General features: G+C 71.7%; 21 protein-coding genes and 1 pseudogene. 16 read left to right on the forward strand and 6 right to left on the reverse strand.

Annotation, left to right across the window (positions count from 1 at the left end; genetic code table 11):
• Window positions 1-33: 33 nt before the first annotated feature.
• Window positions 34-258: a GntR family transcriptional regulator gene (locus tag V6U88_RS19875; protein ID WP_334455073.1), complete on the reverse strand. Its 225-nt coding sequence runs from the start codon at window positions 256-258 to the stop codon at window positions 34-36.
• Between the two features lie 1,433 nt (window positions 259-1,691).
• Here V6U88_RS19875 and V6U88_RS19880 point away from each other — a divergent pair.
• A complete protein-coding gene (locus V6U88_RS19880; protein ID WP_334455074.1) occupies window positions 1,692-1,898 on the forward strand; it encodes a hypothetical protein in 207 nt (68 codons plus the stop codon).
• Between the two features lie 220 nt (window positions 1,899-2,118).
• Here V6U88_RS19880 and V6U88_RS19885 read toward each other — a convergent pair whose 3' ends face one another.
• A complete protein-coding gene (locus V6U88_RS19885; RefSeq protein WP_334455223.1) occupies window positions 2,119-2,331 on the reverse strand; it encodes a hypothetical protein in 213 nt (70 codons plus the stop codon).
• A 35-nt stretch (window positions 2,332-2,366) separates the two neighbouring features.
• Here V6U88_RS19885 and V6U88_RS19890 point away from each other — a divergent pair.
• A pseudogene (locus V6U88_RS19890) lies at window positions 2,367-2,450 on the forward strand (XRE family transcriptional regulator); the annotation flags it as partial.
• A complete protein-coding gene (locus V6U88_RS19895) occupies window positions 2,447-2,641 on the forward strand; it encodes a DUF397 domain-containing protein (RefSeq protein WP_334455076.1) in 195 nt (64 codons plus the stop codon). The pseudogene V6U88_RS19890 and the gene V6U88_RS19895, both read left to right, overlap by 4 nt.
• A gap of 182 nt (window positions 2,642-2,823) precedes the next feature.
• On the opposite strand, the gene V6U88_RS19900 is transcribed toward V6U88_RS19895, so the two are convergent.
• Entirely contained in the window at window positions 2,824-3,378 is a 555-nt protein-coding gene (locus tag V6U88_RS19900) for a hypothetical protein (RefSeq protein ID WP_334455078.1), read from the reverse strand.
• 260 nt (window positions 3,379-3,638) lie between these two features.
• Here V6U88_RS19900 and V6U88_RS19905 point away from each other — a divergent pair, with 260 nt between their 5' ends.
• The 4 genes from V6U88_RS19905 to V6U88_RS19920 all read left to right on the forward strand — a co-directional run bounded on the left by V6U88_RS19905 (window position 3,639) and on the right by V6U88_RS19920 (window position 8,688).
• Window positions 3,639-4,580, forward strand: coding sequence for a helix-hairpin-helix domain-containing protein (locus V6U88_RS19905; protein WP_334455079.1), 942 nt, complete (start codon window positions 3,639-3,641; stop codon window positions 4,578-4,580).
• A gap of 101 nt (window positions 4,581-4,681) precedes the next feature.
• Complete coding sequence (locus V6U88_RS19910) at window positions 4,682-7,087, forward strand: ComEC/Rec2 family competence protein (RefSeq protein WP_334455210.1); 2,406 nt, start codon at window positions 4,682-4,684, stop codon at window positions 7,085-7,087.
• A 141-nt stretch (window positions 7,088-7,228) separates the two neighbouring features.
• Window positions 7,229-8,209: a DNA polymerase III subunit delta gene (holA, locus tag V6U88_RS19915; RefSeq protein ID WP_334455211.1), complete on the forward strand. Its 981-nt coding sequence runs from the start codon at window positions 7,229-7,231 to the stop codon at window positions 8,207-8,209.
• Complete coding sequence (locus V6U88_RS19920) at window positions 8,206-8,688, forward strand: hypothetical protein (RefSeq protein ID WP_334455080.1); 483 nt, start codon at window positions 8,206-8,208, stop codon at window positions 8,686-8,688. Before holA ends, V6U88_RS19920 begins: the two co-directional genes overlap by 4 nt.
• Window positions 8,689-8,904: 216 nt before the next feature.
• Here the strand turns inward: V6U88_RS19920 and rpsT are convergent, their stop codons facing one another.
• On the reverse strand, window positions 8,905-9,171 hold the full coding sequence (gene rpsT, locus V6U88_RS19925; RefSeq protein ID WP_334455081.1) for a 30S ribosomal protein S20: 267 nt from the start codon (window positions 9,169-9,171) through the stop codon (window positions 8,905-8,907).
• 320 nt (window positions 9,172-9,491) lie between these two features.
• On the opposite strand from rpsT, the gene V6U88_RS19930 reads away from it, so the two are divergent.
• From V6U88_RS19930 to V6U88_RS19965, 8 genes are all read left to right on the forward strand, one after another.
• Complete coding sequence (locus tag V6U88_RS19930) at window positions 9,492-10,028, forward strand: DUF4240 domain-containing protein (RefSeq protein ID WP_334455082.1); 537 nt, start codon at window positions 9,492-9,494, stop codon at window positions 10,026-10,028.
• 152 nt (window positions 10,029-10,180) lie between these two features.
• Window positions 10,181-12,058 carry a translation elongation factor 4 gene (gene lepA / locus V6U88_RS19935; protein WP_334455083.1) on the forward strand — a complete coding sequence of 626 codons (1,878 nt, stop codon included), beginning with the start codon at window positions 10,181-10,183 and terminating at the stop codon, window positions 12,056-12,058.
• Between the two features lie 305 nt (window positions 12,059-12,363).
• Window positions 12,364-12,651 (forward strand): GlsB/YeaQ/YmgE family stress response membrane protein, encoded by a 288-nt coding sequence (locus V6U88_RS19940; protein WP_334455084.1) that lies wholly within the window; start codon window positions 12,364-12,366, stop codon window positions 12,649-12,651.
• A 235-nt stretch (window positions 12,652-12,886) separates the two neighbouring features.
• Window positions 12,887-13,174, forward strand: a complete 288-nt coding sequence (locus V6U88_RS19945; RefSeq protein WP_334455084.1) for a GlsB/YeaQ/YmgE family stress response membrane protein — start codon at window positions 12,887-12,889, stop codon at window positions 13,172-13,174.
• A 194-nt stretch (window positions 13,175-13,368) separates the two neighbouring features.
• Window positions 13,369-14,658, forward strand: a complete 1,290-nt coding sequence (locus V6U88_RS19950; RefSeq protein ID WP_334455086.1) for a sugar ABC transporter substrate-binding protein — start codon at window positions 13,369-13,371, stop codon at window positions 14,656-14,658.
• Complete coding sequence (locus V6U88_RS19955) at window positions 14,655-15,641, forward strand: carbohydrate ABC transporter permease (RefSeq protein ID WP_334455087.1); 987 nt, start codon at window positions 14,655-14,657, stop codon at window positions 15,639-15,641. Before V6U88_RS19950 ends, V6U88_RS19955 begins: the two co-directional genes overlap by 4 nt.
• 11 nt (window positions 15,642-15,652) lie before the next feature.
• Window positions 15,653-16,486 carry a carbohydrate ABC transporter permease gene (locus tag V6U88_RS19960; protein WP_334455212.1) on the forward strand — a complete coding sequence of 278 codons (834 nt, stop codon included), beginning with the start codon at window positions 15,653-15,655 and terminating at the stop codon, window positions 16,484-16,486.
• A 73-nt stretch (window positions 16,487-16,559) separates the two neighbouring features.
• Window positions 16,560-17,204, forward strand: coding sequence for an MOSC domain-containing protein (locus V6U88_RS19965; RefSeq protein ID WP_442934660.1), 645 nt, complete (start codon window positions 16,560-16,562; stop codon window positions 17,202-17,204).
• Window positions 17,205-17,215: 11 nt separating this feature from the next.
• On the opposite strand, the gene V6U88_RS19970 is transcribed toward V6U88_RS19965, so the two are convergent.
• On the reverse strand, window positions 17,216-18,079 hold the full coding sequence (locus tag V6U88_RS19970) for a hypothetical protein (RefSeq protein ID WP_334455088.1): 864 nt from the start codon (window positions 18,077-18,079) through the stop codon (window positions 17,216-17,218).
• A gap of 97 nt (window positions 18,080-18,176) precedes the next feature.
• Complete coding sequence (locus V6U88_RS19975) at window positions 18,177-18,959, reverse strand: enoyl-CoA hydratase-related protein (protein ID WP_334455089.1); 783 nt, start codon at window positions 18,957-18,959, stop codon at window positions 18,177-18,179.
• A 19-nt stretch (window positions 18,960-18,978) separates the two neighbouring features.
• Here V6U88_RS19975 and hemW point away from each other — a divergent pair, with 19 nt between their 5' ends.
• Window positions 18,979-20,202, forward strand: coding sequence for a radical SAM family heme chaperone HemW (gene hemW / locus V6U88_RS19980; RefSeq protein WP_334455214.1), 1,224 nt, complete (start codon window positions 18,979-18,981; stop codon window positions 20,200-20,202).
• Window positions 20,203-20,238 lie beyond the last annotated feature (36 nt).

The following is a 20,238-nucleotide window of genomic DNA, read 5'->3' on the forward strand; positions in this document are numbered from 1 at the left end:
GTGGCAGCTGGCCTTTGTGGACGTAGGTCCGACCTAGTCGGATTCGGCGACGAAGACGCCCTGACCCTGCTGCCCGTAGATCAGGTTCCGCTCGTGCAGTTCTTTGACGGCCCGGTACGCGGTTGACCGGGCGACGTTGTAGATCTCGCCGATCTCGGAAACCGACGGTAGTTGTTGCCCAGGCCCGTACTCGCCAGAACGAATCTTGGCCTCGAGGTCATCGGCGACCCGCCGATAGTGCGGTGGTCTGGTTGGCATGATCGGCTCTCCTGGACTTCAGCGGAGATCATTTTTCCAGCTCGAAGATGACCAGGACAAGCGGACAACCCGGCAGAGTGAGCACCGTGAGAACTTGACTACAGTGAGACAGTGAATACAGTGAGACAGTGGCCGGATGCTCCTGGGCTTCAGCAATCCGAGGTATCCGGACCATCCCGCTCTGGGGAGCACGACGCATGGACTCTGCCCCCAGGGCGGGCCTTCATCGTTATGTGACGGAGGGTGCCCGGCGTGCCGATGGATGACGGCGACATCACTTCCGCAGATGAGCTGTTCGCGATGATGAGGATCATCGACGCTCACTGGAGTCGGGCACTTGACCAGCCATGGCGAGCTGGGGGATGCCTTGAGTGCCGGGATCGGGACAACTGTCGTCAGCTTGATTGGGCGCTAGGGGTTATGGCGGATATCGCTTCCGTCATGTTCCAAAAATAGGAGAGCCATCTCAGCCGCCGCTCGGCCGAGCCGCGCTCACCGGCCAGCCTGAGCCGGATACAGCAAGGGGCCCGACCCTCTCGCGGAGAGAGTCGGGCCCGTGGTGCTACTTCGGTACCTCGTTTCTGTTATGGGTGCCAGGCGCTCTCCACCGGCGGCAGCCGGCTTGTGCACGCTTAAGTCGACCGACTCTTGCCGGCCGGGCGAGGCGGGCGGTCGCGGTCGTGGCGCAGGGGGGTTGCAGAACGCGTACGGCATGTCGGCCGGCAACCTCAACCCGTTGGCGCTGCGGTCGGCGACGGGCGCGGCATCAACAAGAAGCTGATCGACAAGGAGCCTCCGTAGCTCCCGGAGCGCACCGGCCCGACGAGATGACCGAGGACTCCCGCACCTTTCTGAAGAAAATTATCCACAAGTTGAAGTGCCTCTGTAGACGGCGATGTGGATAAGCGACCCCAAAGGGCGTTGACCTGCTGTGCCGGCTGTCACAGAGGTGCTTCAAAGCTGGGGCGGAGAACCCTCACTACACACTCTGGACGTGCACAAACGCCAGCTCACGAGGGCTTAGACCGCAAAATGGCCACACACCGGGTGGTCACGGCGCTGTCGGGTCGATGTGATTCCGTAGAACTTGCCCCCGCGGCACCCCGTCTACCGGCGGAGTGCGCGGGCCGACCGCCGCATAGGTAACCCCGACGCGGTCTGGACCGTTGGGGCATGGCGAGTGGGGGGAGCGTGCGGTCTGCCTACGTCAGCGGGGCTGCGCGGCAGTGTCCGCATCGGCCACTACAGTGCTTCAAGCAAGACCGGCGACCTCTTGACCGAGGTCAAGGCGGGCACCCGGGGGGTCGCATCCCCCGGGGCCGCCGTGAAGGTCACGTCCACCAATGTCCGAGGCAAGGACCATCACATGAGGAGAACGAAACCAGGTGTCAACCGTAACGACTGACCATCGGCCTGAACAGTCCCGGGGTGCTGTGAGCCCCGATACGGCCCTGATCGTGGGGTTGCTGCTGGTCACGGGGATGTCCATCGGCGCGCTGCTCTGCATCGTGCTCAAGAGCGGCAACGAGATGGACAACGTGGCCACGGTGGCGATCACCACGATCGGCGGGATCGCGCTGGCCGCGATCGGCGCTCTCGGGGTGGTGCTGCGTAGGCGGCCCCTGAGGGGCCGTAGGTAGCTCAGCGGGGATCGGGTCTTCATCTCGACCCGATCCCCGTCATCGAGTTCCTCGCTCCCTGCGGCATGTTTCATGTCCGTGTCCAGGCGTCCGGACACCGGGTGCCGGACAAGGTGTGATGGACAACCCGCCGTTCGTGGACAACTTCACCAACCACATCAACAGGAAGCCCCGGACAAGTTGTCCGGGACTCCCTTGGACATGTCCAGGCCGCCGACTCCTACGTGTCCTGTCCGGACACGGCGGACACCAGGCGCGTCCGCCGGTACCCCAGCGCGGACACCACGGCGGCCCGGCGGACCCACGTCCCGTTCAACTCCAGCGCGATCCGCGCCCGGATCGGGGTGGCGTCCAGGGGGACGGCGCATCCAGCTCCGCCCACCATCTCGTCCTGGTCCCGGGGGAAGCGCCATTCCTCCAGCGCCTCCTCCACGCGGTCACCGCGATCCTTCGGCACGAGATGGAGGACGGTGGGCGCGCATTGTGGGTGAGGCTCTACCTCGGGCCCAGTCCCTCGACCTCATCAAGAAGGCGGCAGCATCATGGACATGACCGGCGCGCAGTGGCGCAAGAGCACCAAGAGCGGCAACAACGGCGGCTCGTGCGTCGAGGTCGCCGACAATCTCCCGGGCGTCGTCCTCGTGCGGGACACGAAGGACCGCGACGGCGGCACGCTGAGCTTCGGGCCGGCATCCTGGCAGAGCTTCGTGAACCTGGCGAAGTCGATCGGCCCTGTGGGCTGACTCGGATGCGGACGGCGAGCCCCGGCCACCCCTGATGGGTGCCGGGGCTTTGCGCTACCCGAATCCCGGCTGACCACCGAGCCGGGTCTCATCCGGTCGGGGCGGGCAGTTTCACGCGGGCGGCGACGCGGAGATCCGCCTCCCCGCATAACACACCGTGCCTTCGGCGACCGTCGACAGAGTTACGGATTGGCCGGTCCCGGCCGGAGTTCCGGGCTGGCCTGCCGGCTTCCGAACAGCGCCCGCACCACGGGAGCGATGAAGACGGCTGACGCGATGGTCAGCACCCCGGCCACAGGAGCGATGTGCTCCGTCTGCCACTCGACATCGCCCGCGGTGATAGTCGTTTGATCGACGCCGAAGATGTCCACCGACGACGGCAGCAGTGAGGCCGGGTACCACAGCGGCGCATATGAGTACGGCAGGCCGACACCACCGTTGAGCGTCCAGTATCCGGCCACGTCGTAGATCAACGCACTGTCGACGACGATCGCCACGTCGCTGGCAACCAGGGCCGCGACGCAGAGCAGCACGACCGCACCTGTGGCGTGCCCCCGCCTCGCCAGCCGGTTCGCCAGGAATGCGCCCGTGCCGAGGAGCGCCGCCCAGACGCCGGCGGTGAGTGCCTCGATCGGCAGGTACTCGGCACGTAGTCCGTGGGCAAACAGCACCAGGAGCAGCACTGCAGCGATCCACAACAGGCCGAGCCGCTTGACCATCGACCAGGTTGAACCCATGCCGCGAGGCTACCGTAGATCGACTCGGGTTCTGAGCCAGAGACCCGGTGGCTGGTGACGGTCGCTCGGATCGGCGCGCGGTTGCTGGCCGATCCACGGGGGGACGGGCGGTGCTGGGCCTTGACCCGAGGCCTGCTGATCCGCGGGCTCCACATAGCACCTTGGTGCATGATCAGGCCGTTGTCCACACGGCTTTGCCTCGTCCACAGGTGGTGACCGTCGGCCGGTGGCGCGGGTCCCTTCCTCCCTAGCCTCGCCGCGTGTCACACGACGAGGAGACGATGGTGCGGCAGCGACTGTTCCGGCTGGTCCGGGCGGTGCCGTCCGGGGGCGAGGCGTCGCACCTCCCGCCCGCCCTGCCACCCGCCGAACCGGCTCCGGCGTCCCAGTCTCCGGCCGCCGATTCGGCTTCCGTATCCCCGCTCGGCCCGTCCACCGACCTCGCCGCGCCGTCTCCGTCCGGCCGACCGCGACGTTCCGCCCCGACGACTTCGACTCCCTGGGCGGCCGTCGACGAGGCCGACCACGGGATGCCGCTACCCGACGAGGACGTTCCCACCGTCGCCCCGGCGTCGCGGCTGCCCGGTCCGGGCGCCTTCGATCCCGGTCGCCGGGGAGTGCGGGCGCTGGCCGCTGTCGCGGTGGTCGTGGTGCTCGGGGCCGGCTTCTGGGCCTGGCGGTCCCGGCCGCAGGCCGAACCGGTCCGCCCGGTGGCGTCGGTCTCCGCGCCCGAGGTGTCCACCGCACCCGAGGCAACCGGCTCCGGCGACTTGGTCGTAGCGGTCGCCGGCAAGGTACGCCGCCCCGGTCTGGTCCGGGTGCCGGCCGGCGCGCGGGTCGCCGACGCGGTGCAGGCGGCCGGCGGTGCGCTCCCCGGCGTGGACGTGGCCCTGCTCAACCCGGCCCGCAAGGTGGCCGACGGGGAGCTGATCCTGGTCGGGGTCGCCGCGCCGCCCGGCCAGCCCGGTGCCGCCGCGCCCCCGGCCGCCGGTGGCCCGGCCGTCCCGGGCGGCCTGGTCAACCTCAACACCGCGACGTTGGCGCAGCTCGACGGGCTGCCCGGGGTCGGTCCGGTGCTCGCCCAGCGGATCCTGACCCACCGCGACCAGCACGGCGGGTTCCGCTCGGTCGGGGACCTCCGCCAGGTCGAGGGCATCGGCGATGCCCGCTACGAGCAGCTCAAGGACCTGGTGACGGTGTGAGGTCGGCGGCGGAAGGCGAGCCGAAGCAGGTTCGTGGACCTGCGCACGGCAAGGTGGCTACGGCTGGACCGGTCCGTGGCGATGGGTCGGTGTCCGGTGTGATGGGTGGTCGGCCGGATCGGGGCGGTGGCTCGTCCCTCGGGGTGGAGTCGTCCGGCGAGCCGCCGGACCTGCGGCTCGCCGGCCTGGCGGTGGCGGCGTGGCTGGCCGCCTTGGCCTGCCTGCACCTCACCGCGCCTTCGGCGGCGCTGCTCGCCGCCACCGCCGCCGGTCTCGCCGCCCTCGGCGCCGCCCATCTGCTCGGCGTGCTCGGTCGTCCGGCCAAGCCCGTCCGCCGGTACGGCTGGATCGCCGTCGCGGTGCTGATCGGGGTGGTCTGTGGCGCCAGCGCCACCGCCGCCCGCCTGCACGTCCGCGACGCCGCCCCGCTGCGCGCGCTGGTCGACGATCGGGTCCGGGTCACCGCCGAGCTGGTGCTCCGCGACGATCCCCGCCCGATCCGTGGGGCTCCCGGCCGGCCGGCGACCCTGCTGGTGACCGCCGAGCTGACCCACCTCGCCGCTTCCGACGGGCGGCGGGTCAGCGCCCCGGTACGGGTACTGGTGCTGGCCACCGACCCGGCCTGGCGCGGGCGGCTGCCGGGGCAGCGGCTCACCGTCGAGGGGCGGCTGACCGCACCGCGCGGGGGAGACCTGACCGCCGCCGTGCTGATCGTGCCGGGCCCGCCGGTGGCGCACGGGCCACCGCCGTGGCTCCAGCGGGCCGCCGGGACGCTCCGCGCCGGCCTGCAACGGGCCTGTGACCCGCTCCCCGACGAGCAGGGCGGCCTGCTCCCCGGGCTGGTGGTGGGGGACACGAGTCGGCTGCCGGCCACCGTGGAGGAGGACTTTCGGGCCACCGGGATGACCCATCTCAACGCGGTGTCCGGCTCCAACGTCGCCATCGTGGTGGGTGCGGTGCTGCTCCTGGTGCGCTGGGCGCGGGCCGGTCCGGGCGCGGCGGCGGTGCTCTGCGGGCTGGCCCTGGTCGGCTTCGTGATCCTGGTCCGCCCCTCGCCGAGCGTGGTACGGGCGGCGACCATGGGGGCGATCGGGCTGGCCGCGCTGGCGGCCGGGCGGCCCCGGGCGGCGCTGCCCGCGCTGAGCGCGGCGGTGGCCGTCCTGGTCCTGGTCGACCCGGACCTGGCCGGGGACGCCGGCTTCGCGCTCTCCGTGCTGGCCACCGGCGGGCTGCTGCTGCTGGCACCGAGGTGGCGGGACGCGCTGCGGCGGCGGGGCGTACCGGCGGGGCTGGCCGAGGCGCTGGCCGTCCCGGCGGCGGCGCAGCTCGCCTGCGGGCCGGTGGTGGCCGGCATCTCCGGCACGGTCAGTTTGGTCGCGGTGCCGGCGAACCTGCTGGCGGTGCCCGCCATCGCACCCGCCACGGTGCTAGGGGTGCTGGCCGCCGCCGTCTCCCCGGTCTGGCCGGCCGGCGCGGAGTTCGCCGCCTGGCTGGCGAGCTGGCCCGCCTGGTGGCTGGTGACCGTGGCCCGGGTCGGCGCGCGGCTGCCCGCCGGCACGGTGCCCTGGCCCGGTGGGTTGCCGGGTGCCCTGCTGCTGGCCGGCCTGACCGTGGCGCTGCTGCTCGCCACCCGGCGGCCGGTGGTGCGCCGGCTGGTGGCGGTCGGCACCGTCGCGGTGATCCTCGGCACCCTGCCGGTGCGCATTCTCGCCAGCGGGTGGCCGCCGGCCGGTTGGGTGATCGTCGGTTGCGCGGTGGGCCAGGGTGACGCCCTGGTGCTGCCGGTGGCGGCCGGGCGGGCCGTGGTGGTCGACGCCGGCCCGGAACCGTCGGCCGTGGACGGCTGCCTGCGCCGGCTCGGCGTACGGGAGGTGTCGGTGCTGGTGGTGAGCCACTTCCACGCCGACCACGTGGGCGGCGTCGCCGGGGTCTTCCGGGGTCGGCGGGTGGTCGAGGTGCGTACCCCGGGGCTCGTCGAGCCGGTGGCCGGGTGGGAGCTGGTCGCCGCCGCCGCGGCCGGCGCGGTCGTACCCCGGGCAACCCCGGCGGGCTGGTCGTACCGGGAGGGCGGGTTGGAGCTGGTCGCGCTCGGACCGCCGTACCCGCTGCACGGCACCCGGTCCGACCCGAACAACAACTCCCTGGTGCTGCGCGCCACCGTGGCCGGAGTGCGCATCCTGCTCGCCGGGGACGCCGAGACCGAGGAGCAGCGCGCCCTGCTGGACCGGGTGCCGCCCGGCGCGCTGCGGGCCGAGGTGCTCAAGGTCGCACATCACGGCAGCGCCTACCAGGATCCGGCGTTCCTCGACGCGGTCCGGCCCGCCGTCGCGGTGGTCGAGGTCGGCGTCGACAACGACTACGGGCACCCCAGCCCCACCATCCTGACCCGGCTGGCCCGGGGCGGTGTCCGGGTGCTGCGGACCGACACCGACGGGGACGTGGCGGTGGTGACCGGGCGGCACGGCCTGGCGGTGGTGACGCGGGGCGTCGCGCCGGGACGTCGATGATCGGGTCGAGGGGCCGCCGGATCGAGCCGCATTGTGGTGGTGAGCCCGCATTAACGTAAATGTCTGGATTTGCGCTGTGTGCGGGGTCCGCCGTCACAGCCGCCGATGAGCAGGCACGATCCCCCTGTGGGCCGTGCCAAGATGGGCCACGTGACCGCCGCCAGCCTCCCACCCATTCTGCTCGTCCTCGGCGACGAGGAACTGCTCGCCACGCGCGCGGTGTCGGAGGCGGTGGCCAAGGCCCGTAGCGTCGACCCCGACGTGGACGTCCGGGAGTACCAGGCCGGGTCCCTCACGGTCGGCGAGATCGCCGAGATGCTCAGCCCGTCACTCTTCGGCGGGCGGCGGGTGCTGGTGCTCCGGTCCGGCCAGGACGCCCGGAAGGATCTCGCGACGGCGCTGCTGGCGTACGCGAAGAACCCCGACCCGGACGTGCAGCTGGTGGTGCTGCACCCGGGCGCGGCCAAGGGCAAGGCGTTCGCCGACGGGCTGAAGGCGGCCGGCGCCACGGTGGTGCCGGCGATGAAGCTCAAGGGGCACCGGGAGCGGGTGGCGTTCGTCCGGGACGAGATCCGCCGGGGCGGCGGGAAGTGCACCGAGGACGCCGCCGAGGCGTTGATCGCCGCCGTCGGTGGCGACCTGCGGGACCTGGCCGCCGCCTGCTCCCAGCTGATCGCCGACACCGACGGGCGGATCGGCGCGGACACCGTGGCCCGGTACTACCGTGGCCGGGTCGAGGTGACCGGCTTCACGGTCGCCGACGCGACCATGATCGGGGACGTCCCGGCGGCGCTGGAGGCGCTGCGGTGGGCCCTGCACGTCGGCGTCGATCCGGTGCCGATCGCCGACGCCCTCGCCGACGGGGTCCGCACCGTGGCCCGGGTGGCCGCCGCCGGCCGAGGCGACCCGTACCAGCTCGCCAGCACCCTGGGCATGCCCGCCTGGAAGATCAAGAACGCGCAGCAGCGGGCCCGGGGCTGGACCCCGGAGGGCCTGGTCGAGGCGATGCGGGCCGCCGCCGAGTGCAACGCGGCGGTCAAGGGTGGCGCGGACGACCGGGCGTACGCGCTGGAGAAGGCGGTCTTCTCCGTCGCGGCCGCCCGGCGGGGTGGCGCCCGGTGACCGGCCCCACCCGGACGGCATGGAGCACCGTGCCCAGCGAGGAGGAGCGGTACCGACCGCTCTACGCGCGGGCGCTCGGACTGCGCGTCGTCAACCCGGGTGGGGTGCTCTGCTTCCTCTTCTGCGAAGGCGCGGTGGCGCTCGCCGTGCTGCTCGCCCTGGCCGAGCTGGTGAGCTGGTGGGCGGTGGTGGTGCTGCCCGCCGCCGTGGCGCTGATGGTCAAGCTCAACGACATGGTGGCCGAGCGGGTGGTCCGCTCGGCGGCGCTCGTGCCGGAGCAGGAGCGGGACCGGTTCCGGCGGCAGATGGAACCGGTCGTCGGGCGGGCGCGGGTACCCCGGACCCTGCCGGGCGTGGTGGTCGCCGCCGAGTCGTCGGCGCGCGCGCCGCAGTGGGAGCGACAGCAGGGCACGCCGGAGTGGCGGCCGGGGGCGCGCTGGTCCACCGGCCCGGACGGCGACTCCGCCGCCCGATCCTGACCCCGTCCCGGGTCGTCCGGTCCTGACCCCGTCCCGGGGTCGTCCGGGACCGTGAGCGACCCCCGTTGGCACCATGTCGGGGTGTCGGGCCGCCGCGACGCCCCAACACGCCGCAACGGGGGGCGACTACGGGCCGACAGAGCTCAGGAACGCAGACAGCCTGAAGCCCCGGGCGAGGCCCGGGGCTTCAGGTCAGGTCAGGTCTGGGTCGTTCGGTCAGGCCGAGAGCGCGTCGACGCGCTTGGCGATCGCCGACTTCCGGTTCGCCGCCTGGTTGGCGTGGATGACGCCCTTGCTGGCGGCCTTGTCCAGCTTGCGGGCCGCGTCACGCATGAGAACGGTGGCCTTCTCGGCGTCACCGGCCTCCGCAGCCTCCTGGAACTTCCGGATGGCGGTCTTCAGCGACGACTTGACCGACTTGTTACGCAGCCGGCGCTTCTCGTTCTGCCGGTTGCGCTTGATCTGGGACTTGATGTTCGCCACGCGACAGCCTCGTCTTGATAGCTCGGTTTGGTCTGCTTCCGCACGCGACGAGCAGGCGTCATCGCTGCGCGAAGAGCCAGGTTACCAGGTCGGCCAGGACGAGCCAAAACGACTCAGCTCCAGCCCTGCCGCAGCCCGGCCGGCAGCCCGGACCAGTCCGGCCGGACGGCGGTGGCGTCATACGGCACCGGAGGCGCGGGCACGCCACCATGCTGCCCCGCGGGCGGTGCGCGCGCCCACCGGCGAGACGCGGCCCGGCCCGGCGCTGTCGTATCGCGCCGACCGCATCCGCGCCGCGCGGTCTGGGAGACTGCCAGGCCATGAGGACCGACGACTTCTGGCAGTTGATCGACGAGGCGCGGGCCGGCACCGGGGGAGAGCCCGACGCGGTCGCCGCCCGCGCGGTCGCCCTGCTGGCCGAGCGGGACCCGGAGGACATCGTCGGGTACGCCCGCCACCAGCAGCGGGTGCTCTCCGCGTCCCACCGGGTCGACCTGTGGGGCGCCGCCTACCTGATCAACGGCGGTGCCTCCGACGACGGCTTCGAGTACTTCCGGGGCTGGCTGATGACCCAGGGCCGGGCGGTGTTCGCCCGGGCGGTCGGCGACCCCGACTCCCTGGCGGAGCTGCCCCGGGTGCGGGCCGCCGCGCTCAGCGGCGAGGAGTTCGAGTGCGAGGACATGCTGACGGTGCCGTGGGAGGCGTACCGGAAGTCGACCGCGACCGAGCTGCCGGCGGAGCGGGACCCGGTCGCCGTGCCCGACCTCAACGACTTCTGGGACTTCGACGACGAGGAGGAGGCCCGGCGTCGGCTGCCCCGGCTCGCGGCGCTCTTCGTCGAGCCGCCGCAGGAGTGACCCGCCCCGCGGTGGGAACCCCCGGGCGGAGCACCGGGCCGGTGAGCCTCGGCACCCAGGTGTGATCGGACCGCGTCCGGAGCGACGTGGGAGCATAGAGGGGGCCGGCGGCGCGCCGGCCCGCTCACGTCAGCCGACCAGAACGGACAGCTGTGCCACCGACGCTCGATCCCGGCGCGAACGCTCCTGGTGCCACCGACCCGGGGCGCATCAGGAACTTCTGCATCATCGCCCACATCGACCACGGGAAGTCGACCCTGGCCGACCGGATGTTGCAGCTCACCGGTGTGGTCGACCCCCGGCAGATGCGCGCGCAGTACCTCGACCGGATGGACATCGAGCGCGAGCGCGGCATCACCATCAAGAGCCAGGCCGTCCGGATGCCGTGGACCATCCGGGAGGGTGACCGGGCCGGCGAGCAGGCCGTGCTCAACATGATCGACACCCCGGGCCACGTCGACTTCACCTACGAGGTGTCCCGTTCGCTGGCCGCCTGCGAGGGCGCGATCCTGCTGGTCGACGCCGCGCAGGGCATCGAGGCGCAGACGCTGGCGAACCTCTACCTGGCGCTCGAGAACGACCTGCACGTCATCCCGGTGCTCAACAAGATCGACCTGCCGGCCGCCCAGCCGGAGAAGTACGCCGAGGAGCTGGCGCACCTGATCGGCGGCGACCCGGCGGACTGCATCAGGGTCTCCGGCAAGACCGGCGAGGGGGTGCCGTACCTGCTCGACGAGATCGTCCGGCAGTTCAAGCCGCCGGTCGGCGACGCCGACGCCCCCGCCCGGGCAATGATCTTCGACTCGGTGTACGACGTCTACCGGGGTGTGGTCACCTACGTCCGGGTGATCGACGGGCGGATCAGCGCCCGCGACCGGATCAAGATGATGTCCACCGCCGCGGTGCACGAGCTGCTGGAGATCGGCGTCATCTCCCCGGAGATGGTGAAGGCCGACGGGCTCGGCGTCGGCGAGGTCGGTTACCTCATCACCGGCGTGAAGGACGTCCGCCAGTCCCGGGTCGGTGACACGGTCACCATCAACACCCGGCCGGCGACCCAGGCCCTGGGCGGCTACAAGGACCCGAAGCCGATGGTCTACTCCGGGCTCTACCCGATCGACGGCTCCGACTACCCCAACCTGCGCGAGGCGCTGGACAAGCTCAAGCTCAACGACGCCGCGCTCGACTACGAGCCGGAGACCTCCGGCGCGCTCGGCTTCGGCTTCCGCTGCGGCTTCCTGGGCCTGCTGCACCTGGAGATCATCCGGGAGCGGCTGGAGCGGGAGTACAACCTCGACCTGATCTCCACCGCGCCGAACGTGGTCTACCGGGCCATCACGGAGGACGGCCAGGAGATCGTGGTGACCAACCCGAGCGAGTACCCCACCGGCAAGATCGCCGAGGTGTACGAGCCGGTCGTGCGCGCCACCGTGCTCACCCCGAACGACTACGTCGGCGCGGTGATGGAGCTCTGCCAGGGCCGCCGGGGCAGCCTGCTCGGCATGGACTACCTCTCCGCCGACCGGGTGGAGCTGCGCTACACGCTGCCCCTCGCGGAGATCATCTTCGACTTCTTCGACCAGTTGAAGAGCCGCACCAAGGGCTACGCCTCACTGGACTACGAGCCCTCGGGCGAGCAGGCGTCCGACCTGGTCAAGGTCGACATCCTGCTGCACGGCGAGCCGGTGGACGCGTTCAGCGCCATCGTGCACAAGGACAAGGCGTACAACTACGGGGTCACCATCGCGGCGAAGCTGCGCAACCTGATCCCGCGCCAGCAGTTCGAGGTGCCGATCCAGGCCGCCATCGGCAGCCGGGTCATCGCCCGGGAGACCATCCGGGCGATCCGCAAGGACGTGCTCGCCAAGTGCTACGGCGGTGACATCAGCCGTAAGCGCAAGCTGCTGGAGAAGCAGAAGGAAGGCAAGAAGCGGATGAAGATGGTCGGCCGGGTGGAGGTCCCGCAGGAGGCCTTCATCGCCGCCCTCTCGTCCGACTCCGGGGACGCCAAGGCACCCGGCAAGAAGTAACCTCCGGCGCGACGACGAACGGCCGGCAGCCGCCCACGGGCGGGTGCCGGCCGTTTTCGCGTGCGCGCTCCCACGTCGTACCCGGGAAATTTCTTCCGCCCCGAGCGGCCCGAGCGGTGCGCGCCGCAGCCGCCTTGAGCTGGGGGATTGCCGCCCCTGCCGGCAATCGACGCGGCGGGTGCGCATCGACGGGCGGCGACAGCCGTTGCGCTGAGTCGGTTTGGATTTTCGGACGGTCGGGAATTTAGCGGTCACGACAGGAACCACACACAAGGTGTGACTCAATCTTCAGAAGGAGGGCGACCGTGGAGCTCACCGTTTGGGGCATCATCACCGCGATCGTTGTTGGTCTCATCGTCGGCGCTCTGGGCCGCCTGGTCGTGCCGGGCCGTCAGAACATGCCGATCTGGCTGCACATGCTGATCGGTATCGGCGCCGCCCTGCTGGGCACCGTGCTGGCCCGCGCGATGGGTATCGCGACGGAGACCGCCGGCATCGACTGGATGGAGCTGCTGATCCAGGTCGTGCTCGCCGCGATCGCCGTGGCACTGGTGGCCGGCGTCGGTCGTCGCCGCAGCGTCACCCACCGGTAACCCCGGCACCGCACGCACATTCGGCGGGCGCCCGTACCCCTCGGGGTGCGGGCGCCCGCGCGCGTCCGCGCCGGACCGCGCGGGCCGGGGCGCACGACTGCGACGAAAGTGCAGCTCAGGGTCGTTCTCTACCAGATCGTTCCCGGAGTCGGTTTGGGAAATCGCGGGATCGGGCACCTATCGATCACGCTAAGAACCACACAACGTGTGCCATACCTACAGAAGGAGGACGGTCGTGGAACTCACCGTCTGGGGCATCATCACCGCCATCGTGGTCGGTCTCATCGTCGGCGCGCTGGGCCGTCTGGTCGTGCCGGGCCGGCAGAACATGCCGATCTGGCTGCACATGCTGATCGGTATCGGCGCCGCCCTGCTGGGCACCGTGCTGGCCCGCGCGATGGGTATCGCGACGGAGACCGCCGGCATCGACTGGATGGAGCTGCTGATCCAGGTCGTGCTCGCCGCCATCGCCGTGGCACTGGTGGCCGGCGTGGGTCGCCGCCGCAGCGTCACCCATCGGTAATTCCGACACCGCTCTTCGACGGGCGCCCGGCCTTGACGGTCGGGCGCCCGTCCGCGTACCCGGAAAGGGTCTGCGGTGTGCTCCTCCGACTGCGGTAACGTCGCCTCGCCCGTCCCGCCTCTGTCGTAAAGGAATTTTTCCTACTAGGGTGCGGCAGAGAAGGTTACTGCCGGACGGCGCGAGGGAGAAGTGGCGTGAACAGGTGGAAGCGGCTGGCTCCGGTCACCGCCGTCGTGGCCTCGGCCGCGATGGTGCTCGCCGGTTGCGGGGGCTCGGGCGACGACGAGGCCGCCGACAACAGCAAGCTCACGGTCTGGATGATGGGCGAGGGGAGCGACGCCCAGACGAAGTTCCTCGACGGCGTCGAGACCGAGTTCCGGCAGAAGCACCCGGACACCGACGTGGTGGTCCAGTACATCCCCTGGCTCGAGGCGCCGAAGAAGTTCCAGGCGGCGCTCGCCGGCGGTGAGGGCCCGGACGTCACCGAGCTGGGCAACACCGAGACCCAGGGCTGGGCGGCCCAGGAGGCGCTCGCCGACGTCACGCAGAAGATGTCCGGCTGGGCGGAGGGCAAGGACATCCTGCCCGACCTGGTGAAGAACGCCCAGCTCGACGGCAAGCAGTACGGCGTCCCGTGGTACGCCGGCGTCCGCGGCATCTACTACCGCACCGACTGGTTCGCCGAGGCCGGCGTGAAGACGCCGACGAACTGGGACGAGCTGGTCGCCGCCGCCAAGACCGTGCAGGCCAAGAAGCCGGGCACCTACGGCATCGCGCTGCCGGGCAACTCCGAGCTGCCCTTCTACTCCTTCCTCTGGGGCGCCGGCGGCGAGATCGCCACCAACCAGGGCGGCACCTGGAAGTCCGGCTACACCACGCCGGAGGCGCAGAAGGCGGTCAAGTTCTGGACCGACATGGTGACCGTGCACAAGGTTGCCCCGCCGGCCGCCGCCGGCTGGAACGAGGTCGACGCCCGCACCCAGTTCGCCACCGGCAAGGCGGCGATGGCCTTCGCCGGCAGCTGGCAGGGCGGTGCCATCAAGAAGGACAACCCCGACATCGAGAAGGTCTGGGGCACCTTCCCCATCCCCGGCCCGGACGGTAAGCCGGCCCCGGCCTTCGCCGGCGGCTCGGACGTCGCCCTGTGGAAGGACAGCAAGAAGCAGGACCTGGCGTGGGACTACCTGACCGTCCTGCTGAACAAGAAGAACGCCAAGACCTTCGCCAGCAGCCTGAACTTCTTCCCGGTCTACTCCGACCTGGTCAGCGGCGGTGAGTACGCCAACGACAAGATCATGGCGGCGTTCGCCACCACCATGCAGAACACCAAGGTCACCCCGCTGACCCCGAAGTGGGTGGAGGTCAGCCGCACCAAGACGGTGACCCAGGCGATGAACAGCTCGGTCATGAAGGGCCAGAAGACGGTCGAGCAGGCCACCGCCGACGCCGCCGCCGAAATGGAAAGCATTCTCAACGCCAAGTGAGCACCCTGACCAAGGACACCGGGACTGCCGCCGTGCGGAAGACCTCCGCACGGCGGCGGCCCCGCGTGGACCGCCTGCCGTACCTGCTCCTGCTGCCCTGCGTCGTGGTCATCGCGGTGCTGCTGCTCTGGCCGCTCGGCCAGGTGGTGGCGATGTCGTTCTACAAGCTGGACAGCGTCCGGCAGTTGCGCGGCGACCGCGAGTGGCCGTGGGTGGGGCTGGCCAACTACACCCAGATCCTCGGCGATCCGTTCTTCCGTACGGTGCTGCGCAACACGGTGCTCTTCGCCGCCGCGAACGTGGTGCTGACGATGATCCTGGGCACCCTGGTCGGGCTGCTGCTCAACCGGCTCGGCCGGCGGATGGCCACCTTCGTGGCGAGCTGCGTGATGCTCGCCTGGGCCACCCCGGCGCTGACCGGCACGATCGTCTGGAAGTGGATCTTCGACGACACCAGCGGCCTGGTCACCTGGCTGTTCAACAAGCTGCCCGACGGGCTGTCGACCACGCTCTTCGGCCGCAGCGACTGGACCGGGTACGGCTGGTTCAACTCGCCGCTGCTCTTCTTCGCCATCCTCACCCTGGTGGTGGTCTGGCACTCGTTCCCGTTCATCGCGGTGAGCGTGCTCGCCGGGCTCAAGAGCGTGCCGAGCGAGCTGCACGAGGCGGCCCGGGTCGACGGGGCCGGGCCGTGGAAGGTGTTCTGGAAGATCACCTTCCCGCTGCTCCGGCAGGTCTTCGGGATCCTGATCGTGCTCAGCACCATCTGGGACTTCAAGGTCTTCACCCAGCAGTTCGTGCTGGCCGGCGGCACCCAGGACCGGCCGACGTTCATGCTCTCCATCTACTCGTACGCCGAGGCCTTCTCGCCGCCGCCCAAGTACGGCGTGGGCTCCGCGATCGCGGTCATCCTCACGCTGATCCTGCTGGTGGTGACCGGTCTCTACGTCCGCATGGTGCTCAAGCAGGAGGAGGACGCGTGAGGCGCGGCGCGATGGTGAAGCGGGTCGCGCTCAACGGCGCCGGCCTGCTGGTGGCGCTCTTCGCCGCCTTCCCCGTCTACTGGATGGTCGCCACCTCGCTGAAGCCCAACCGGGAGATCTTCTCGGCGACGCCCCGGCCGGTGCCGGCCGAACCGACCCTGGAGCACTACCGGGAGATCCTCACCGGCAACCTGATCCCGGGCGTGACCTTCGCCGACTTCTTCCTCAACAGCGCCCTGGTGGCGGTGAGCACGGTGCTGCTCAGCGGGCTGGTCGCGCTGCTCGCGGCGACCGCGGTGGCCCGGTTCCGGTTCACGCTGCGGACCAGCTTCCTGATCATGCTGCTGGTGGTGCAGATGATCCCGCTGGAGGCGCTGGTCATCCCGCTCTTCCTGATGATCCAGCGGCTCGGCCTCTACAACACCCTGCCCAGCCTGATCCTGACCTACCTCGGCTTCTCGCTGCCGTTCGCGGTCTGGATGCTGCGCGGCTTCGTGGCGGCGGTGCCCAAGGAGCTGGAGGAGGCCGCCGCGATCGACGGGGCCAGCCGGGCCCAGACCTTCCGCCGGATCCTCTTCCCGCTGGTGGCGCCGGGCCTGGTCGCGACCAGCATCTTCTCCTTCATCACCGCCTGGAACGAGCTGATCTTCGCGCTGACCTTCGTCAACGACCAGGACAAGTACACCCTGCCGGTGGCGATGACCTTCTTCTTCGGCCGGGACGACACCGCGTGGGGGTCGGTGATGGCCGCCTCGACGCTCTTCACCCTGCCGGTGATCGTGTTCTTCCTGCTGGTGCAGCGCCGGATGGTCTCCGGCCTGGTCGCCGGCGCCGTCAAGGGCTGACCCGGGCGCCAGCGCGCCGAGGGGCGGTTCGGCGGGTGTCCGGGATCCCGCGCCCACGGCTAGGCTCTGCGCCATGACGGGCAGGGTGGCGGCGGTGAACCTCGGCATGGTGACCGAGGCGGAGTGGGCGGGCGACGCGAGCGGCCGCACCGGCATCGACAAGCGGCCGGTCGACGGCCCGGTGCTGCTCTCCGCCGCCGGGGTGGCCGGTGACTTCATCGGCGAGCGCGCCCACCACGGCGGCCCCGACCAGGCGGTCTACGCGTACGCGACGGAGGACGCCGAGTGGTGGTCGGCCCAGCTGGGGCGCACCGTCCCGCCGGGCGGGTTCGGCGAGAACCTCACCACCTGGGCGGTGGACGTGACCGGGGCGGTGATCGGCGAGCAGTGGGCGATCGGCTCGGCGGTGCTCCAGGTGACCAAGCCGCGTACCCCCTGCACCACCTTCGCCGGCTTCTGGGGCGTACCCGATCTGATCAAGCGGTTCACGGTGCGGGCGGCGCCCGGGGCGTACCTGCGGGTGCTGCGCGAGGGTGAGGTCGGCGCGGGCGACCCGGTCGAGGTGGTGGACCGGCCCGCGCACGGGGTCACCATCGGCGAGGTGTTCCGGGCGATGAACCTCGAACCGGAGCTGCTGCCCCGGCTGCTCGCCGCCGAGGGGCTGCCGGAGCCGATCCTGGAGAAGGTGCGCCGCCGGGTCGCGGGCAGCCGCCCCTGACCCTGCTGGGGTCAGGCCTCGGCGAAGACCTCCGCCAGCACCTGGGCGTCGGCGGGACGGCCGCCGGAGACCTTGGTCCAGGTGCCGTCCTCGGCGGTCCACTCCAGGCCGGCGAAGCGGACCCGCTTCACCCCGTGGTCGGGCGCGTGCGACACCAGCCAGTGGGCGTACCGCCAGCCGTCGCGGCGATCGGCCGCGGGCACGGTGAGCCCGGTCAGCGCGGCCACCGCGCCGGTGTCCGACAGCCCCCAGTCCAGGGTCAGGCCGCGGGTCAGGGCCGCCGCGGCGGCCTCGCCCCGCATCACCGGCGTCCGGCTCACCGTGCAGGCCACCGCGCCGGTCGCCTCGCCGAGCAGGGCCCGCGTGAGCACCTCCGACTCGTCCGCCCATTTCTGGTACGCCGTCGGGAAGGCCGACCGCTGCACCGCCTGGGCCGCGTCGGTGACCCGCATCTCCTCCCAGCCGCGCACCTTCTTCAGCGCGGCGTAGAACCGGTTCGCGGCGTACCGCTGGTCGCGGATCTGCTGTGGGGTGCCCCAGCCCTGACTCGGCCGCTGCTGGAACAGCCCGATCGAGTCCCGGTCGCCGCCCGCGAGGTTGCGCAGCCCCGACTCCTGGTACGCGGTCGCCAGGGCGACCACCACCGCTCGCTCGGGCATCTGCCGCTGGATGCCGATCGCCGCGATCGTGGCCGCGTTCGCCATCTGGTCGGCGTCCAGCAGCACCGTGCCGTCGGCCTGGACGGTGCAGGTACGGCTGGCGACGGGGAGCCGGAGCTGGCCGCCGAGCTGACGGACGACGACCCAGATCCCGAGTAGGGCGACGACCGCGAACACGACACCGACTGCCACAATTGCCCGAGTTCGCACCCGCACCTCCTGTTTCAGGGTCGTTCCCAGCGTACGTGCCCGAAAAGGCGAGCCGGGTCGGCCGACCGGTTCACCTTCTCGGGAGCAAACGAAGGAAACGCGCCTAATCCACCGGCACCCAGGCGGCGTTCCTCTTCTCGCGGAAGGCCAGCACCCCCTCGCGGCCCTCCTCGGAGAGGAAGTAGCCGGTGGAGAGGGCGGCCAGCTCGGCGATCTCCGTGCGCAGGTCGGTGGCGGCCGGGCGGCGCAGCAGCCCCTTCGCCCCGGCCAGCGCTCCGGGCGCGCCCCGCACCAGCGAGGCGCAGTACCGCTCGACCGCCGCGTCCAGCCCGTCCGCGGGCACGGCCGCGGTCACCAGGCCGACCTCGGCGGCCCGCCGGCCGTCGAAGGTGTCCCCGGTCAGGTACAGCTCGGCCGCGGCGCGCGGGTGCAGCCGGGGCAGCACGGTGGCCGAGATGACCGCCGGGATCACCCCGATCCGCACCTCGGTGAAGGCGAACGTCGCCTCCTCGGCGCAGACCGCCAGGTCGGCCGCCGCGATCAGGCCCAGCCCACCGGCTCGCGCCGGCCCGGCCACCTTCGCCAGCACCGGCTTCGGGCACTCCCAGACCGCCGCCAGCACGTCGCCGAGCATCCCGGCCGGCACCGTGCCGCTGGCGTACGCGGCGGCTGTCTCCTTCAGGTCCGCGCCCGAGCAGAAGACCGGACCGGTGTGGTCCAGCACGATCACCCGGACGGCGTCGTCGGCGACCGCCGCGGCGATCCCTGCCAGCAGCTCGGTCATCAGGGGCGTGGAGAGCGCGTTGCGGTTGTGCGGGCTGTCCAGGGTGAGGGTGGTCACCCCGCGGGCCGTGGCGACCCGCACCAGGCGGTCGGGAGAGGTCATGCCGGGCACACTAGTGGCCATGCCCGGCGTCCTTCCAGAAGGCGAGACCGTCCCCGTCGACGGGTCGCTGCCCGCCACCGCCCTGAGCGCGGTCGGCGCGCGCGGCTTCGGCGTGTACGTCCACGTGCCGTTCTGCGCCAGTCGCTGCGGCTACTGCGACTTCAACACCTACACCGCGGCCGAACTCGGCGGCGGCGCCGACCGGGAGTCGTACGCCGACACCGTGCTGGCCGAGTTGGCGCTGGCCGCCCGCGTCCTCGGCGACACCCCGCCGCCGCGGGTGGACACGGTCTTCGTCGGCGGCGGCACGCCGACCCTGCTCCCCGCCGACGACCTGGCCCGCATCCTGGACGGCATCGACCGCACCTGGGGCCTGGCCGCCGACGCCGAGGTGACCACCGAGGCCAACCCCGAGTCGGTCACGCCGGAGTCGCTGAGGACGCTGCGGGCGGCCGGCTACACCCGGATCTCGCTGGGCATGCAGTCCGCCGCGCCGGGCGTGCTGGCGATCCTCGACCGGAAGCACAGCGCCGGCCGGGCCACCGCCGCCGCCCTGGAGGCGCGCGACGCCGGGTTCGACCACGTGAACCTGGACCTGATCTACGGCACGCCGGGGGAGAGCGCGGAGGACTTCGCCGCCTCCCTCGACCAGGTGGTCGCCGCCGGGGTCGACCACGTCAGCGCGTACGCCCTGATCGTGGAGGACGGCACCCGGCTGGCCGCCCGGATGCGGCGCGGCGAGCTGCCGTACCCGTCGGACGACGTGGCGGCGGACCGCTACCTGGCCGCCGAGGCCGCCCTCGGCGCGGCCGGTTTCTCCTGGTACGAGGTCTCCAACTGGGCCCGCTCCGAGGCGGCCCGGTGCCGGCACAACCTGCTCTACTGGACCGGCGCGGACTGGTGGGGCCTCGGCCCGGGGGCGCACAGCCACGTCGGCGGGGTGCGCTGGTGGAACGTCAAGCACCCCACCGCGTACGCGAAGCGGCTGGCCGGCGGGGAGTCGCCCGGCCTGGCCCGGGAGGTGCTGACCGCGGGCGAGGCGCACATGGAGGACGTCATGCTCCGGCTGCGGCTCGCCTCCGGCCTGCCGCTGGACGCGCTCGACCTGGCGGGCCGGGTGGCGGCGGAGCGGGCGCTGGCCGACGGTCTGCTGGACCCGGCCGCGCACGCGGCGGGGCGGGCGGTGCTCACCCTGCGCGGGCGGCTGCTGGCCGACGCCGTGGTCCGCGACCTGCTGCCCTGACCGTGCGCGGCCCGGCCGGCCCGGGTGGGCCGGCCG

This window comes from Micromonospora sp. CPCC 205739, assembly GCF_036906795.1.
Taxonomy (GTDB): Bacteria; Actinomycetota; Actinomycetes; order Mycobacteriales; family Micromonosporaceae; genus Micromonospora.